Here is a 12,122-nt window from a genome sequence, read left to right as displayed (position 1 = left end):
AGATGTGGGGTGGCTATGTCTCCACCGGGCTGGTGGACATCATCGGCTTCATCCTGGTGATCCTGATCCTGATATTCCGCCCTTACGGCTTGTTTTCCAAACGCGGCGAGAGGGCGTAAGAAAATGAAATTCGAACGCTATTTCATATTCGCTTTCATCGGTGTCGCGGCCTTGCTCGGCGGCCTGGTGACGGACCAGTACCTGATGCATATCGGCATCCTGATTCTTTTCTACGCCACCCTGGGCATCAGCCTGAACATGGTGGTCGGTTATGTCGGCGAGTTTTCGCTCGGCCATACCGCATTCCTCGGCATTGGCGCTTATGCGGCTGCGATCCTGGCCTCGCGCTTCGGTGTGCCCCTGTGGATGACGGTGCCGCTGGCGGGCATTATCTCGGCCATCTTCGGCTACCTGATCGGCGCGGTCACGCTGCGCTTGCAGGGCCCGTTCTTTGTCATCGTGACGCTGGCGTTTGCCGAAGTGCTGCGCCTGGTGGCCGACAACTGGGTGTGGCTGACCAATGGGCCGATGGGCATTGCCGGCGTGCCCCAGCCGGCCATGATGGCCACGGCGTCGAACCTGGGCGCGAAGCAATTCTATTTCTACGTTGCGCTGGCGATTTTCGCGTTCGCGATGTTCGTGGCTTACCGCTTCGTGTATTCCAATGCCGGTCGCGCCGCTGTGGCGATCAGGGAGAACCGCTATGTCGCGCAGTCCGTGGGGATTCGCCCGTTCAGCTATGCGATGCTGGCCTTCGTGCTTGGCGCGCTGCTGGCGGGACTGGCGGGTGGCTTTTACGCCCATTACATTTCCTTCGTTGGCAGCGAAGTGTTCAAGTTTTCGTTCATGATCACGATGATCATCGTGGTGCTGGTCGGCGGCAAGGGCACGCTGGTCGGCCCGGTCGTGGGCGCGGTGCTGATCACCTTGCTGGAAGAATATCTGCGCGAGGCCAAGGAATTGCGCATGTCGATCTTTGGCGTGATCGTGATGCTGATCGTGCTGTTCATGCCCAATGGCCTGATGGGCTTCCTGCATCAGCGGCGCGAGCGCTTCGGGCAAGACAATCAGCCAGCATCCGGCACGGTGCAGGCGGCAAATGACGCGGGGCGGGCATGAGTACGCAAACATTGCTGGCAGTCGATGGCCTGTCGAAATCGTTCGGCGGCATCCGGGCTGTGCATGACATCAGTTTCGCGCTGGCCGACCGGGAAATCCTGGGTCTGATCGGCCCGAACGGGGCAGGCAAGACAACCTGCTTCAACCTGATCACCGGCTTTTATACGCCGACGGCAGGTCGGGTCAGTTTCAAGGGAAGGGACATTACCGGCGCCAAGCCTTTTGCGGTGGCGCAGGGCGGCATCGTGCGCAGCTTCCAGAAGACCAATATCCTGCGCCGGCTGTCGGTGTTCGAAAACGTATTGGCCGGCCACTACCTGCAAGCGCGGCAATCGTTGTTGAGCACGTTTTTTCCCGGTAAAAAGGTGGCGGCAGTCGAAAAGTCGGTGCGCGAGAGCGCCGCTGAAATCATCGAGATGCTGGGCCTGCAAAGCCGCATGAATGCGCCGGCCAGCCTGTTGTCCTGCGGCGAACTGCGCCTGCTGGAGGTGGCCGTGGCATTGGCCGCCAAGCCGACCGTGCTGATGCTAGACGAGCCCGCTGCAGGGCTCAACAGCAGCGAAGCCATGGCATTCGGTAAAATCCTGAAAAAAATACGCGAGACCCGGGTCGAAGCCATCCTGCTGGTCGAGCACAATATGTCGCTGGTGATGGCCGTGTCTGATCGGCTGGTCGTGATGAACTTCGGCGAGAAGCTGGCCGAAGGCACGCCAGCGCAGATCCAGGGTAATTCGCAGGTAATCGAAGCATATTTGGGTAAAGCGAGTATCTGATGGCTGGCCAAGCGCTGCTGAAACTGGAAGATGTCCGGGTAAGTTATGGACGTACCGAGGCGCTGCATGGCGTCTCGCTGGAGGTTGCGCCCGGCGAAATCGTGGCGCTGATCGGCGCTAACGGCGCTGGCAAGAGCACCACGCTGCGCGCGATTTCCGGACTGCAAAAGCCGTCTGCCGGTCGCATCCTGTGGGATGGGCGCGACATTGGCGGCATGCCGGCCGACCAGGTGATCGGGCTGGGCATTGCCCATTGTCCCGAGGAACGCCATGTCTGGCCTGACATGAGCGTGCATGAAAACCTGCTGCTGGGCGCTTATCTCTGCAAATCAAAACAGGAAGTCGAAAAACGCATGGCGCTGGCCTTCAAGCGTTTTCCGCGCTTGCAGGAACGCGAAAAGCAGTTGGCGGGAACCTTGTCCGGTGGCGAGCAGCAAATGCTCGCCATTGCGCGCGCGCTGATGTCGCAGCCGCGCTTGTTACTGCTTGACGAGCCCAGCCTGGGCTTGTCGCCAATGATGGTCGTGGAGGTATTCAAGGTGGTTCGTGAAATCAATGCGCAGGGCGTGACCGTGGTCGTGGTCGAGCAGAATATCCACCATGCGCTGGCCGTTGCTTCGCGTGCCTATGTGTTCGAGACCGGAAATGTCGTGGCGCATAACGACTCGGCCAGCTTGCTCAAGGATGAGCAATTGCTGCACGCTTACCTGGGGGGCTGAGATCATGCGAATTGCTTTGATCGGATTTGGTGCCATCGGCCACACCCTGTACAAAATGATCGGCGAACATGTGCCGGCGGTGTCCGTGATCGGCGTGATGGACCGGGCTGACCGTCTAGCCGAGATCAGCGCCATGCTGCCTGGCATCGCCGTGGTGCCGGGGGTGGATCAGTTGATGGCCTTGCAGCCGGATCTGGTGATTGAATGCGCTGGCCATGCCGGGCTGAACGCGAGCGGACCGGCCGTGTTGCGCGCGGGCGCCGACCTGCTGGTCGCATCGGTCGGCGCGCTTGCCGATCAGGCCCTGGAAGAATCCTTGCGCGCGGCGGCGGCACAGGGTGGCGGCAAGGTACGCATACCGGCCGGCGCATTGGGTGGTCTCGATGTGCTCGGCGCGGCACGTTTTGCCGGACTCGAATCGGTGATCTACACGTCGAACAAGGCGCCGCGCGCCTGGAAGGGAACGCCCGCCGAGGACATGATCGATCTGGACGGCTTGACCGAGGTGACCCTGTTCTACACCGGCGACGCGCGCAGCGCAGCCCTGATGTTCCCGCAAAATGCCAACGTTGCTGCGGCGACTGCGTTGGCTGGCATCGGATTCGAGCGCACCGTGGTTCACCTGCGCGCCGATCCCGGCGCTACCGGCAACCGCCATCGGATCCAGGCCAATGGCCTGTTTGGTGAAATCGACGTGACTATCCTTGGCAAGACCTTGCCAGAAAATCCCAAGACATCGATGCTGGCGCCGTATAGCCTCATACGCAGCCTGGTCAACCTGACCAATACGATTGTCGTGGCCTGACAGAGTGCAGGGCAGTCCTTGCCTGCGGGCTTTTATTGCCGCAGCCTGGGCCGCTGTGCAAATTGCCTGGCTTTGAGCAAGCCAGGGCGCGGCCTTGCGGTGAATGCGGCGCGCTCGCTAGGCGAGCCGTATCTCGCCGTTGAAATCCACCTTCAGTGACAGTCCCGCAATTTGCAGCGTCATCGTGGCGGGCAGGACTGCGTCGCCGCTGATGCGTTTTTCTTCCAGCGCTCGCGCCAGCGCCTTTTCGATTTCGTTTTGCGAACTGACGCCGACCATTTTCAGGAATTTGCGCATGCTGAGGTTGAAGGTTTCTTCGTTCATCTTGCTCTCCTTGCTGTGGGTAATCAGTTCGCGCAAACGCGCTATCGCTTGACTGCGGATGGTGCCGGGCGTTGCCAGTATTCAATCAGTTCGAACAGGATCATTCCGCCCAGCATTGCCGCCACAAATACCACCCCTTCGGTCATGCCGGCGCCGACCAGGATCAAGGCCGGACCGGGGCAGATGCCGGCCAGGCCCCAGCCAATACCGAACAGTATGTTGCCGCCGACCAGCCGCTTGTCGAGATGCCGCGCCGAAGGCAACTGCATGGCCAGGCCAAGCCATGAGCGGGCGCGTCGGTTTGCAAACATGAAAGCAACCGCGCCCACCGCAATCGCCCCGCCCATCACGAACGCCAGGGATGGGTCCCAGCTACCGCCGAGGTCAAGGAAGGCCAATACCTTGGCCGGGTTCGCCATGCCGGCGATGATGAGTCCAATGCCGAATACCAGTCCTGCGCCGAATGCTGCAATCAGTGCTGCCATTTCAGCCTCCTATTACGTGACGAACGATGAAGACGGTCAGGAATCCGAACGCCATGAAGGATGCCGTTGCCACCATCGAACGCGGTGACAGTCGCGACAAGCCACAAACCGCATGGCCACTGGTGCAGCCGGAGCCGTAACGGGTGCCTACGCCGACCAAGAGGCCAGCGACCACTAACAGGGACCAGCTGGCGTCGATTCGTATCGGCGGAAGCGGCGTAACCAGCACATAGGCCAGCGGAGCAAGCAGCATGCCCGCCACGAAGGCAATACGCCAGCCGATGTCGCCAGAGAATGGCTTGAGCAAACCGGCCACGATGCCACTGATACCGGCGATGCGCCCCAGCAGCAATGCCAGCATGGCGGCGCCAAGGCCGATCAGCGCGCCGCCCAACAGCGATGGCACAGGTGTGAAGTTGATCCAGTCGATAGTCATGTGTGACTCCTCATTTGTTATTTAGTGGTGCAGTACAGTTTGTAAATCGTGGTGAGCAGGACGCGCACCCGCTCGTCGGCCAGTGAGTAATAGATTTGCTTGCCGTCGCGTCTTGTGGACACCAGTCCATCTGTGCGTAACACACCGAGTTGCTGGGACAGCGTGGGCTGGTGGATGTCGAGCAAGTCTTCAAGTTCACCGACCGATCTTTCGCCCTGCGTCAATTGGCATAACAGCAGCAAACGATTGGCATTGGCGAGATTCTGCAAGACAGTCGTCGCTTCGGCTGCGGACTCGCGCATCGGATCGATATCCAGCGTGATGTTTTTCATCGTGCCCTCAATGATTATATTCTTAAATATTATATTGATTGGTATATCGATGTCAATCGGTTTTTTCCTTGCTTGTTGGTGGGCGGACCGGCCCGCCGGATTTGCCGATAAAAGAGTCTTAGGCACTGGCAACTTATCCGCCCAGCCGCAGTCCTATCGCTGTTCCCCTATTGTCCTTCACGACAGGCAAGCTCGCGCCTGCGCTCTTTCTTTATCAAAAACACATGCCCAATTTCTCGAAATTGCTCCAGTCCTCACGCCAGAATTTTTATGTCCGCATCGCGCTGATCGTCCTGCTCACAGGTGGTGCACTCGTTGCATTGTTGCGGCCGATCATCATCCAGGACTCAACGCCGGTAGTGCGGTCCCAGGATATCGCCCAGATCATGGCGCTGCCTGCCAACAGGGACCGGCTTGAATACCTGTTGCTGGCGGTGCCGGGTTCGGACTCTCCCCGCTACATTTTCAAATACCGTGACACGCCGCAGATCAATGTGGTCAAGGTACCCAGCGTGACCCACAGCAACCTTGAACGCGAGGTGCTGCTGAAGAATGGCATTCCGTTCGCCATCGCGCAGGAGGCATACCTGAGCCGCCACAGGGCAGTGCTGGATGATGACGCCAGCAAGGGCTGGTTGTCGGAAGTGGGCACATTCGTGGCGCGCAATGCCATTGGACTGGTGATGCTTGCGTTCCTGGTGTTCATGTTGAAAAACGGACTGCCGGGCATGGCATCGAAAGCGACCGTGACCAAGCCTGAGCAATTGCGCGGCAGCATGGATGACCTGATCGGCATGGAGGACATCAAGCGCGAAGTCGCCCATCTCGAGCAAATGATCGTGAACCGCAGCGTGTACCGCTCGCACAAGATCGACAAGCCGTTCAATGTCATGCTGACCGGGCCGGCCGGAACTGGCAAGACCAAGCTGGCCGGCTATCTCGCCAAGAAATTGAACATGCCCCTGATCGCGGTCTCCGGTTCTTCACTGGAGTCGGGCTACGTCGGTGGCGGCTCGAAAGCGCTCAATGCGATTTACAAGAAAGCCAGCGCGTTGGGCGACTGCATTGTTTTCCTGGATGAGGCGCAGAGCCTGTTCATGCCGCGCGGCCGGGGCGAAAAGCGCTGGGAGGACGATACTGCCAATACCCTGTTGAGCTTGCTCGATGGTGTCGAGAAGACAGAGGGCGCAGGCGTTATCTGGGTGGTTGCGTCCAACTTCGACGATGCGTCGAGCGAGATGGATGATGCGATGCTACGTCGCTTCTCGGTGAAGATAAATTTCCGCCTGCCGAACAAGGCGGAACGTCGCGAGCTGCTGCATGTGTTCCTGTCGCGCAAGGATGATGGTTGCGTCGATTGGAATAATCTCAAGCTTGATGACGTCGCGGAAATGACCGCCAACCTGAGCCCGGCGCTGGTGCAAATGGTGGTCGATCGCGCTTCCATGCTGGCGATCGAGGAAACTCGCTTGATCGACACCGATATCCTGTTTCGCGCATTCGAGCGTACCGCAATCGGCCTGACCGACCGTGCAACGACGTCCGAGAAGGACAAGCAGCGCGAACGGGTTGCGCTGCACGAACTCGGACATTTTTTCATGCAGATCGACCCGCATCTGCGCAGCGGCATGTCGCTTGCTGAGGTGAAAGAGAAATCGAACTTGCTGAAGATCAGTACCGAATCGGTGGCCAAGCTGGGCGCGCTTGGCTACGTGCTGTCCTCGTCGGACGATGTCTCGCTGCGTACCCTGGAAGAGCTTGAGCAGGATGTGATCCAGCTCTATGGCGGCGTGGCGGCCGAAGAGATGTTTTACGGCGCGCGCGGGATTTCAGTGGGCAGCCAGAACGACATCCAGAAGGCGACATCGATGCTGGACTTGATGGTCAACCGGCTGTCGATGTACTCCCGCTCGAAGCTGGACTATACCCAGCTCAAGCGCGAGGGCAGCGGCGAGGATTGCGTGAAGTTGGTGGAAACCAAGGCCGATGAGCTTTATACCCGTACGCTGGAAGCAATGAAGCTCTACCGCCATCAAATCGAAGTAATCAAGACCACGCTGCTGGAGCGCTACGTCCTGTCGAAAGATGAAGTATTCGTGTTGCTGGAGGCTTTTTGGCCGGCGCGGCTGGATGCTGCATAGGGCACGCAAGCCAGGCAAAAATCATCTGGCCTTGCAGCGGCACACTTTCCAGTGTGCCGTTTTTATTGATGCAAGGCGATCACTCCCGCGCACAAGCGCTGCATCCGGACGAGAAAAGTCATTGCCGGCGCCTGATCGCGGAACCCGGCAGGGCAAGCAGGCTCCTATGCCCATGCGGGCCGAGTGCAGGCGGCCTGCGTCATCGATTGCTGCCTGCCGGGGAATGGGTAATGGATACGAAACGTATTTCGGCTGTTGAGGTGCAGGTGGGCGAGATTATTTATCGGTTTGATGACACATCGACCGCTGATGGTTTTGACAAGGCGATCCGCGATGATATCGGCGTGGGACATGCGACCCTGGATAACCCGTGGCGTGACAGCCGTTCCGCGCGGCCGCGCGGGGAGCCGGGCGCCCGGCATGCCTGAGCCAGCCGCCAACCGCGTGTGGCGAACGTCGTTCGGACGCCGGGCGGAATGGTCGGGCCTGACTGCTGTGATGCCAGGCCGCTGCGGATCGGGGCCCGGCTATAACGCGATGCGCTCGATCAGTGCGCCAGCTTGCGCTTCTGGCGCTTTCTTTCATACATCGCCATATCGGCCGCGCCCAGCAGGCCGGTAATGGATGGATGGATATCGACCTTGTACTGCAAAGAGCCGCAATGGTAGGAAAGCTCGTAGCCGCGACGGGCGCTCGTGTTGTATTCATTGATCGCAGCATCGAGCCGGGATAGCGCGTGCTGCGCATTTTCCTGGGTCGTGTCGGTCATTAACACGACGAATTCATCGCTGCCCAGGCGGGCGATCACATCCGAAGCACGGAAAGTCTGGATCATGATCCGGCCCAGGTTTTTCAGGGCGATGTCGCCTTCACGCCGGCCAAAGCGTGCGTTGATTCCAGTCATCCCGCCGACGTCAAAGTAGAGCAGGGTCGCCGGCTTGTCGAAGCGGCGACAGATGTTCAATGCATGCTGGCACAATTCTTCGAAGCCGTCGCGGTTGGACAGCAGCGTGAGCGCATCCATGTTGTCGAGCTTGGCGCCGGTGAGCTCATGTTCGACAATCTTTGCCAGGTCGCGCAGCAGGGCGCGATCATCGTCGTTGAATTCGCGCGGTGTGCGATCCATCAGGCATAACGCACCGATCTTCACGCCATTGCGGGCGAGCAAGGGGCACGCCGTGTAGAAGCGAATGCCGGGCGAGTCAATCACCAGCGGGTTGTCGTCGAAGCGATCATCGGCGGCGGCATCGCCGACTGTCATCACGTCATCATGGTGAAGGGCATGTGCCAGGAAGGATATCTTGCGCGGAAATTCGTGCGGAACCAGGCCTACCGAAGACTTGTGCCATTCGCGCTCGTTGTCGAGCAGGGAGATGGTCACGATCGGCACATTGAACATCCTCTGTGCGAGGCGGGTGATGCGGTCGAATCTCTCTTCGGGGGCTGTGTCGAGCAAACGCAGGGATTTGACCGCCGATTCACGCGCTTTTTCTTTGGCAAGGGGAGGGGGGGTCTTCATTGGCGCTCGCTCTATTTCCGTTTGGAAATTTTACTGCATAGAGGTCAAGCAAGCAATGACGGCGCCCTGGCGGGGAGGGCTTGTGTGATTTTCCCCGGCGTCCAGCGGCATGGATATTGCTGGATCTGACGCGGGGTGGTTTTGGAGGCAAGACAGGTCCGGGCCTTGCGAGCCGGCCCAAAACCCGCCGGTCCTGGTTTGGGCCGGGCGCCGCTCAACCGAGCATGATGCCAAGTATGACCAGCGTAGCCACAGCAGTGAGGAACACATAGCCAGATGCCTGGCGCAGGGTGGCAGTTGACCGGAATTTGCGAAGTTGACTGGTCCAGGCGCGGTTCGTCCAGCCTTCCCGATATTGCCGTTTGCCGGATTGCGGGTGCTGTTGTTGTTCGCCCATGGTGTGCCGGCGATCGCCATATCCGGATGCGGGATGGTGCCGATGTCGATCATGGTCGCGAACGTGTTGCTCGGTGTCGGGCATCGATGACGCGGCCTCGGCGTTGTGTATCCAGTCGTCATGTTCACGCCGTCGCTGGGGATCGGACAGGATTTCGTAGGCGGTGCTGATGATCTGGAAGTTGCGGGTCGCACCCGGGTCGCCGAGATTGCGATCCGGATGAAATTTTTGTGAAAGCGATTTGTACGCAGCCCGGATGACTTCAGGCGGCGCATTGCGGGTCACTTTCAGATTGTCATAGTGCGTATGGACTTTGTACATGGGGCGGCGCCGTCGATCTGCAATCAAGCCATGATGCATTAATAGCATCTTTGTGCGCTGATTCTGTTGTGGATTGTCAATGCGCGGGGGCAATGGCAATGTCAATTATCTGGAGACGCCATGGAGGAACATCTGGGGCCATACACCTTGCATTTCATTGCGCACGAAATGCCGGATGGAACATGGCGTTCGTTCATCACGATCGACACGTTCGACGAAAGTGCCCACGACTTTCGCCGTCTGGTTGAGAAGCAGCCGATCGGCGTTTCCGGCTTCCGTAGCAGGTTGGCGGCGATTGAAGCCGCGCGCCAGGCCGGCAACCGGATGGTCGAGGATTGGCAGCGCCAATAGCCCGGCCTGTCAATGAAAACAGTCCGGTCCAAGCACCAGCGGGTAGCTCGTCGCGCCACGGAATACCAGGCTGCGCGCGGTGCTGCTTATTTTTGCTTCAAAGGCAAAATAGGTATTCATCGCATCCATCGAGAAGCCATGCTCCTGTGCCAGCAGGCGCAAGGCCTCGCTGGTCACCAGGCAGGAACGGATATGCTGCTCGACCGTGACGCAAAAGCAAACGCCGTCCCCGGCCAGCAAAGGCTCGGGCAGTATCGGTGGCTGCCTCACTTCTTCGATAAGGTGCATGGACGACTCCACTTTGATGTCTGCGCAGCAAACATTCCAGGGGAGTCATGCTAATCAACGAAGCGGGATATTGTTTTGTGAAAAGTCATGCGCCATGCTGAATGACGGCTCACTATACCGGGCTTGGTAGCGGCTTGCCGGCAAACCAGGCGGCGACATTGTCCGTCACCAAGCTGGCCATCGCTGCGCGGGTGGCATGTGTGCCAGAGCCGACATGCGGCTGCAGTACGACATTGTCGAGCTGGAACAGTTCTTCTGGCACGCGGGGTTCGTCGACGAATACGTCGAGTCCCGCGCCACCGATGGCGCCGCTTTGCAATGCGCTGATCAGCGCCGGTTCGTCTACGGTACTGCCGCGCGAAATATTGACCAGGTAAGCGTCGCGGCCCATCGCGTGCAGCACCTTTTCGTTCACGATCTTTTCAGTCTCCTTGCCGCCGGGGCATGCCACGACGAGGATCTTCGCCCACGCCGCGAGCGCGACCGGGTCGGGAAAATACTGGAACGGCACGTCTTTCTGCTCCTTGCGGCCGTAATACCCGACCTGCATGCCGAATCCGGTACTGCGACGGGCGATGGCCCGGCCGATACGCCCCAGGCCGATAATGCCGAGGTTTTCGCCCCAAACCTTGTCGCTTAACGGCGCCGGTCCGGTCGGCCATCGTCCGGCCCGTACGAAACGATCATTGAATACGGTGCGCCGCACGGTTGACAGGATCAACGTCCAGGTGGTGTCAGCCACGCATTCATTCAGTACGTCGGGTGTGTTGGTGACGATGATGCCGCGCTGTTTTGCTGCCGCGATATCGATGCCGTCATAGCCAACGCCAAAACTCGCCAGCAGCTTCAACCGTGGCAGTGCATCCATCTCCCATGCTTTCATTCCACGCAAACCGGAGGTGACGGCCACTTCGATGCGATCCGCAATCGAAGCCATGAAAGCCTTCGGATCCGGTGCTTCCCATACGCGATGTACGCAATATTTGTCGTTGAGTTCTGCCATGCCGGTTGCATGGATCGGACTGATGAGGGCGATCTCGTGTTTCATGCGGTATCTCGGGTAGTGATGCAATAATCGGTGCGCAGAGGCAGGGCCGAGTGTCGTTGGCTGCGTGACGAATATATCATTTGGCCGGCAAGCGTTCAGCCAGGATGAATTCTTGGACGACATCCCGATGCCATTCCTTCTACAATCGTTCAGGTGATCGGGCAGGGGACTTGGTCGCCGCGCAATTCGACCTGCAGAGCAGCGGGAAAATCGACCAGTCGACAACATAAGCAGAATTCAAACAGAGCGAAAAAATGATCAATCAGAAAATTGCCTTGGTGACGGGCGCCGGATCTGGCATAGGTCGGGCGGTAGCGGCCGCATTGATGAACGAGGGCTACAGGGTGGTATTGGCTGGACGACGGTCGCAACCACTCGAAGAGACAGCCGCCGCAGGGGGAACCCCGGATAACGCCCTGGTTTGCCAGGCCGATGTCAGCGACCCTCATTCGGTACAGGAGTTGTTTGCACAGGTACGGGCGAAGTTCGGGCGGCTTGATGTGCTTTTCAATAATGCGGGAATTTTTACGCCTGGCGCATCCCTGGAAGATGTTTCGCTGGAGCAGTGGCGGTCGTCCGTGGATGTCAACCTGACCGGGGCCTTCCTCTGTACGCAGCAAGCGTTTCGGATCATGAAGGCGCAGGATCCGATGGGAGGGCGAATCATCAACAATGGCTCGATATCGGCACACGCGCCGCGTCCAAACTCGGTCGGCTACACGGCGACCAAGCATGCCATGACGGGCTTGACGAAGTCGACTTCGCTGGATGGCCGCAAATACAATATTGCCTGCGGACAGATCGACATTGGCAACGCGTCCACGGATATGACGGACAAAATGAAGAAGGGTGTGATGCAGGCCAACGGCAGTATCGAGGCCGAGGCGACCATGGATCTGCAACACGTGGCCCGTGCCGTGGTTTACATGGCGAGCCTGCCGCTGGAAGCCAATGTTCAGTTCATGACCGTCATGGCGACCAAGATGCCGTTCATCGGTCGCGGGTGACCGGGCCGCGGCAATCCTGATGCGCCGACATCAATGATCAATGCCATATCGGCGGCG

General features: G+C 59.1%; 16 protein-coding genes. 8 read left to right on the top strand and 8 right to left on the bottom strand.

The window, feature by feature from the left end; all coding sequences use genetic code 11:
- Positions 1–123 precede the first annotated feature (123 nt).
- From Q7T64_RS07485 to Q7T64_RS07470, 4 genes are read left to right on the top strand one after another with little or no spacing between them, the layout of a single operon-like run.
- Positions 124–1,119 carry a branched-chain amino acid ABC transporter permease gene (locus tag Q7T64_RS07485; RefSeq protein ID WP_304793668.1) on the top strand — a complete coding sequence of 332 codons (996 nt, stop codon included), beginning with the start codon at positions 124–126 and terminating at the stop codon, positions 1,117–1,119.
- Complete coding sequence (locus tag Q7T64_RS07480) at positions 1,116–1,892, top strand: ABC transporter ATP-binding protein (RefSeq protein WP_304793665.1); 777 nt, start codon at positions 1,116–1,118, stop codon at positions 1,890–1,892. The genes Q7T64_RS07485 and Q7T64_RS07480 overlap by 4 nt, the downstream gene beginning before the upstream one ends.
- Positions 1,892–2,611, top strand: a complete 720-nt coding sequence (locus Q7T64_RS07475; RefSeq protein WP_304793662.1) for an ABC transporter ATP-binding protein — start codon at positions 1,892–1,894, stop codon at positions 2,609–2,611. The genes Q7T64_RS07480 and Q7T64_RS07475 overlap by 1 nt, the downstream gene beginning before the upstream one ends.
- 4 nt (positions 2,612–2,615) lie before the next feature.
- Positions 2,616–3,416: an aspartate dehydrogenase gene (locus Q7T64_RS07470; RefSeq protein WP_304793660.1), complete on the top strand. Its 801-nt coding sequence runs from the start codon at positions 2,616–2,618 to the stop codon at positions 3,414–3,416.
- A 117-nt stretch (positions 3,417–3,533) separates the two neighbouring features.
- Here Q7T64_RS07470 and Q7T64_RS07465 read toward each other — a convergent pair whose 3' ends face one another.
- Genes Q7T64_RS07465 through Q7T64_RS07450 form a run of 4 tightly spaced genes read right to left on the bottom strand, consistent with a single transcriptional unit; the run spans position 3,534 to position 4,993 of the window.
- Entirely contained in the window at positions 3,534–3,740 is a 207-nt protein-coding gene (locus tag Q7T64_RS07465; RefSeq protein ID WP_304793657.1) for a DUF6494 family protein, read from the bottom strand.
- 41 nt (positions 3,741–3,781) lie between these two features.
- Positions 3,782–4,225 (bottom strand): DUF6691 family protein, encoded by a 444-nt coding sequence (locus tag Q7T64_RS07460; protein ID WP_304793655.1) that lies wholly within the window; start codon positions 4,223–4,225, stop codon positions 3,782–3,784.
- Between the two features lies 1 nt (position 4,226).
- The gene (locus Q7T64_RS07455; protein WP_304793652.1) at positions 4,227–4,661 is read right to left on the bottom strand and encodes a YeeE/YedE family protein; all 435 of its coding nucleotides are present in this window, start codon (positions 4,659–4,661) and stop codon (positions 4,227–4,229) included.
- A 17-nt stretch (positions 4,662–4,678) separates the two neighbouring features.
- On the bottom strand, positions 4,679–4,993 hold the full coding sequence (locus tag Q7T64_RS07450; protein WP_304793648.1) for a metalloregulator ArsR/SmtB family transcription factor: 315 nt from the start codon (positions 4,991–4,993) through the stop codon (positions 4,679–4,681).
- Positions 4,994–5,217: 224 nt separating this feature from the next.
- Here Q7T64_RS07450 and Q7T64_RS07445 point away from each other — a divergent pair, with 224 nt between their 5' ends.
- Positions 5,218–7,134, top strand: a complete 1,917-nt coding sequence (locus Q7T64_RS07445; protein ID WP_304793645.1) for an AAA family ATPase — start codon at positions 5,218–5,220, stop codon at positions 7,132–7,134.
- Positions 7,135–7,364: 230 nt separating this feature from the next.
- Positions 7,365–7,562: a hypothetical protein gene (locus Q7T64_RS07440; RefSeq protein ID WP_304793642.1), complete on the top strand. Its 198-nt coding sequence runs from the start codon at positions 7,365–7,367 to the stop codon at positions 7,560–7,562.
- 119 nt (positions 7,563–7,681) lie between these two features.
- Here the strand turns inward: Q7T64_RS07440 and Q7T64_RS07435 are convergent, their stop codons facing one another.
- The gene (locus tag Q7T64_RS07435) at positions 7,682–8,653 is read right to left on the bottom strand and encodes a sensor domain-containing diguanylate cyclase (protein ID WP_304793639.1); all 972 of its coding nucleotides are present in this window, start codon (positions 8,651–8,653) and stop codon (positions 7,682–7,684) included.
- 214 nt (positions 8,654–8,867) lie between these two features.
- On the bottom strand, positions 8,868–9,371 hold the full coding sequence (locus Q7T64_RS18110) for a J domain-containing protein (RefSeq protein ID WP_370653273.1): 504 nt from the start codon (positions 9,369–9,371) through the stop codon (positions 8,868–8,870).
- A 120-nt stretch (positions 9,372–9,491) separates the two neighbouring features.
- Between Q7T64_RS18110 and Q7T64_RS07425 the strand changes: the two genes are divergently transcribed.
- The gene (locus Q7T64_RS07425) at positions 9,492–9,722 is read left to right on the top strand and encodes a hypothetical protein (protein WP_304793635.1); all 231 of its coding nucleotides are present in this window, start codon (positions 9,492–9,494) and stop codon (positions 9,720–9,722) included.
- Between the two features lie 9 nt (positions 9,723–9,731).
- Here the strand turns inward: Q7T64_RS07425 and Q7T64_RS07420 are convergent, their stop codons facing one another.
- Both Q7T64_RS07420 and Q7T64_RS07415 read right to left on the bottom strand, forming a co-directional pair.
- Positions 9,732–10,010 carry a hypothetical protein gene (locus Q7T64_RS07420; RefSeq protein WP_304793631.1) on the bottom strand — a complete coding sequence of 93 codons (279 nt, stop codon included), beginning with the start codon at positions 10,008–10,010 and terminating at the stop codon, positions 9,732–9,734.
- Between the two features lie 112 nt (positions 10,011–10,122).
- Positions 10,123–11,058, bottom strand: coding sequence for a 2-hydroxyacid dehydrogenase (locus tag Q7T64_RS07415; protein ID WP_304793627.1), 936 nt, complete (start codon positions 11,056–11,058; stop codon positions 10,123–10,125).
- Positions 11,059–11,312: 254 nt separating this feature from the next.
- On the opposite strand from Q7T64_RS07415, the gene Q7T64_RS07410 reads away from it, so the two are divergent.
- Complete coding sequence (locus Q7T64_RS07410) at positions 11,313–12,065, top strand: SDR family oxidoreductase (protein ID WP_304793624.1); 753 nt, start codon at positions 11,313–11,315, stop codon at positions 12,063–12,065.
- Positions 12,066–12,122: the final 57 nt, after the last annotated feature.

Source organism: Lacisediminimonas sp. (genome assembly GCF_030645335.1).
Classification (GTDB): Bacteria; Pseudomonadota; Gammaproteobacteria; order Burkholderiales; family Burkholderiaceae_D; genus Lacisediminimonas.
Note: the sequence above shows the minus strand (reverse complement) of the source record. Positions and strands in the feature narration are given on the sequence as shown.

Coding starts and splice junctions, on each gene's coding strand:
- Q7T64_RS07435 (WP_304793639.1), bottom strand. CDS start 8,653: ATGAAGACCCCCCCTCCCCTTGCCAAAGAAAAAGCGCGTGAATCGGCG.
- Q7T64_RS18110 (WP_370653273.1), bottom strand. CDS start 9,371: ATGTACAAAGTCCATACGCACTATGACAATCTGAAAGTGACCCGCAAT.
- Q7T64_RS07410 (WP_304793624.1), top strand. CDS start 11,313: ATGATCAATCAGAAAATTGCCTTGGTGACGGGCGCCGGATCTGGCATA.
- Q7T64_RS07440 (WP_304793642.1), top strand. CDS start 7,365: ATGGATACGAAACGTATTTCGGCTGTTGAGGTGCAGGTGGGCGAGATT.
- Q7T64_RS07465 (WP_304793657.1), bottom strand. CDS start 3,740: ATGAACGAAGAAACCTTCAACCTCAGCATGCGCAAATTCCTGAAAATG.
- Q7T64_RS07420 (WP_304793631.1), bottom strand. CDS start 10,010: ATGCACCTTATCGAAGAAGTGAGGCAGCCACCGATACTGCCCGAGCCT.
- Q7T64_RS07415 (WP_304793627.1), bottom strand. CDS start 11,058: ATGAAACACGAGATCGCCCTCATCAGTCCGATCCATGCAACCGGCATG.
- Q7T64_RS07455 (WP_304793652.1), bottom strand. CDS start 4,661: ATGACTATCGACTGGATCAACTTCACACCTGTGCCATCGCTGTTGGGC.
- Q7T64_RS07450 (WP_304793648.1), bottom strand. CDS start 4,993: ATGAAAAACATCACGCTGGATATCGATCCGATGCGCGAGTCCGCAGCC.
- Q7T64_RS07475 (WP_304793662.1), top strand. CDS start 1,892: ATGGCTGGCCAAGCGCTGCTGAAACTGGAAGATGTCCGGGTAAGTTAT.
- Q7T64_RS07460 (WP_304793655.1), bottom strand. CDS start 4,225: ATGGCAGCACTGATTGCAGCATTCGGCGCAGGACTGGTATTCGGCATT.
- Q7T64_RS07445 (WP_304793645.1), top strand. CDS start 5,218: ATGCCCAATTTCTCGAAATTGCTCCAGTCCTCACGCCAGAATTTTTAT.
- Q7T64_RS07485 (WP_304793668.1), top strand. CDS start 124: ATGAAATTCGAACGCTATTTCATATTCGCTTTCATCGGTGTCGCGGCC.
- Q7T64_RS07470 (WP_304793660.1), top strand. CDS start 2,616: ATGCGAATTGCTTTGATCGGATTTGGTGCCATCGGCCACACCCTGTAC.
- Q7T64_RS07425 (WP_304793635.1), top strand. CDS start 9,492: ATGGAGGAACATCTGGGGCCATACACCTTGCATTTCATTGCGCACGAA.
- Q7T64_RS07480 (WP_304793665.1), top strand. CDS start 1,116: ATGAGTACGCAAACATTGCTGGCAGTCGATGGCCTGTCGAAATCGTTC.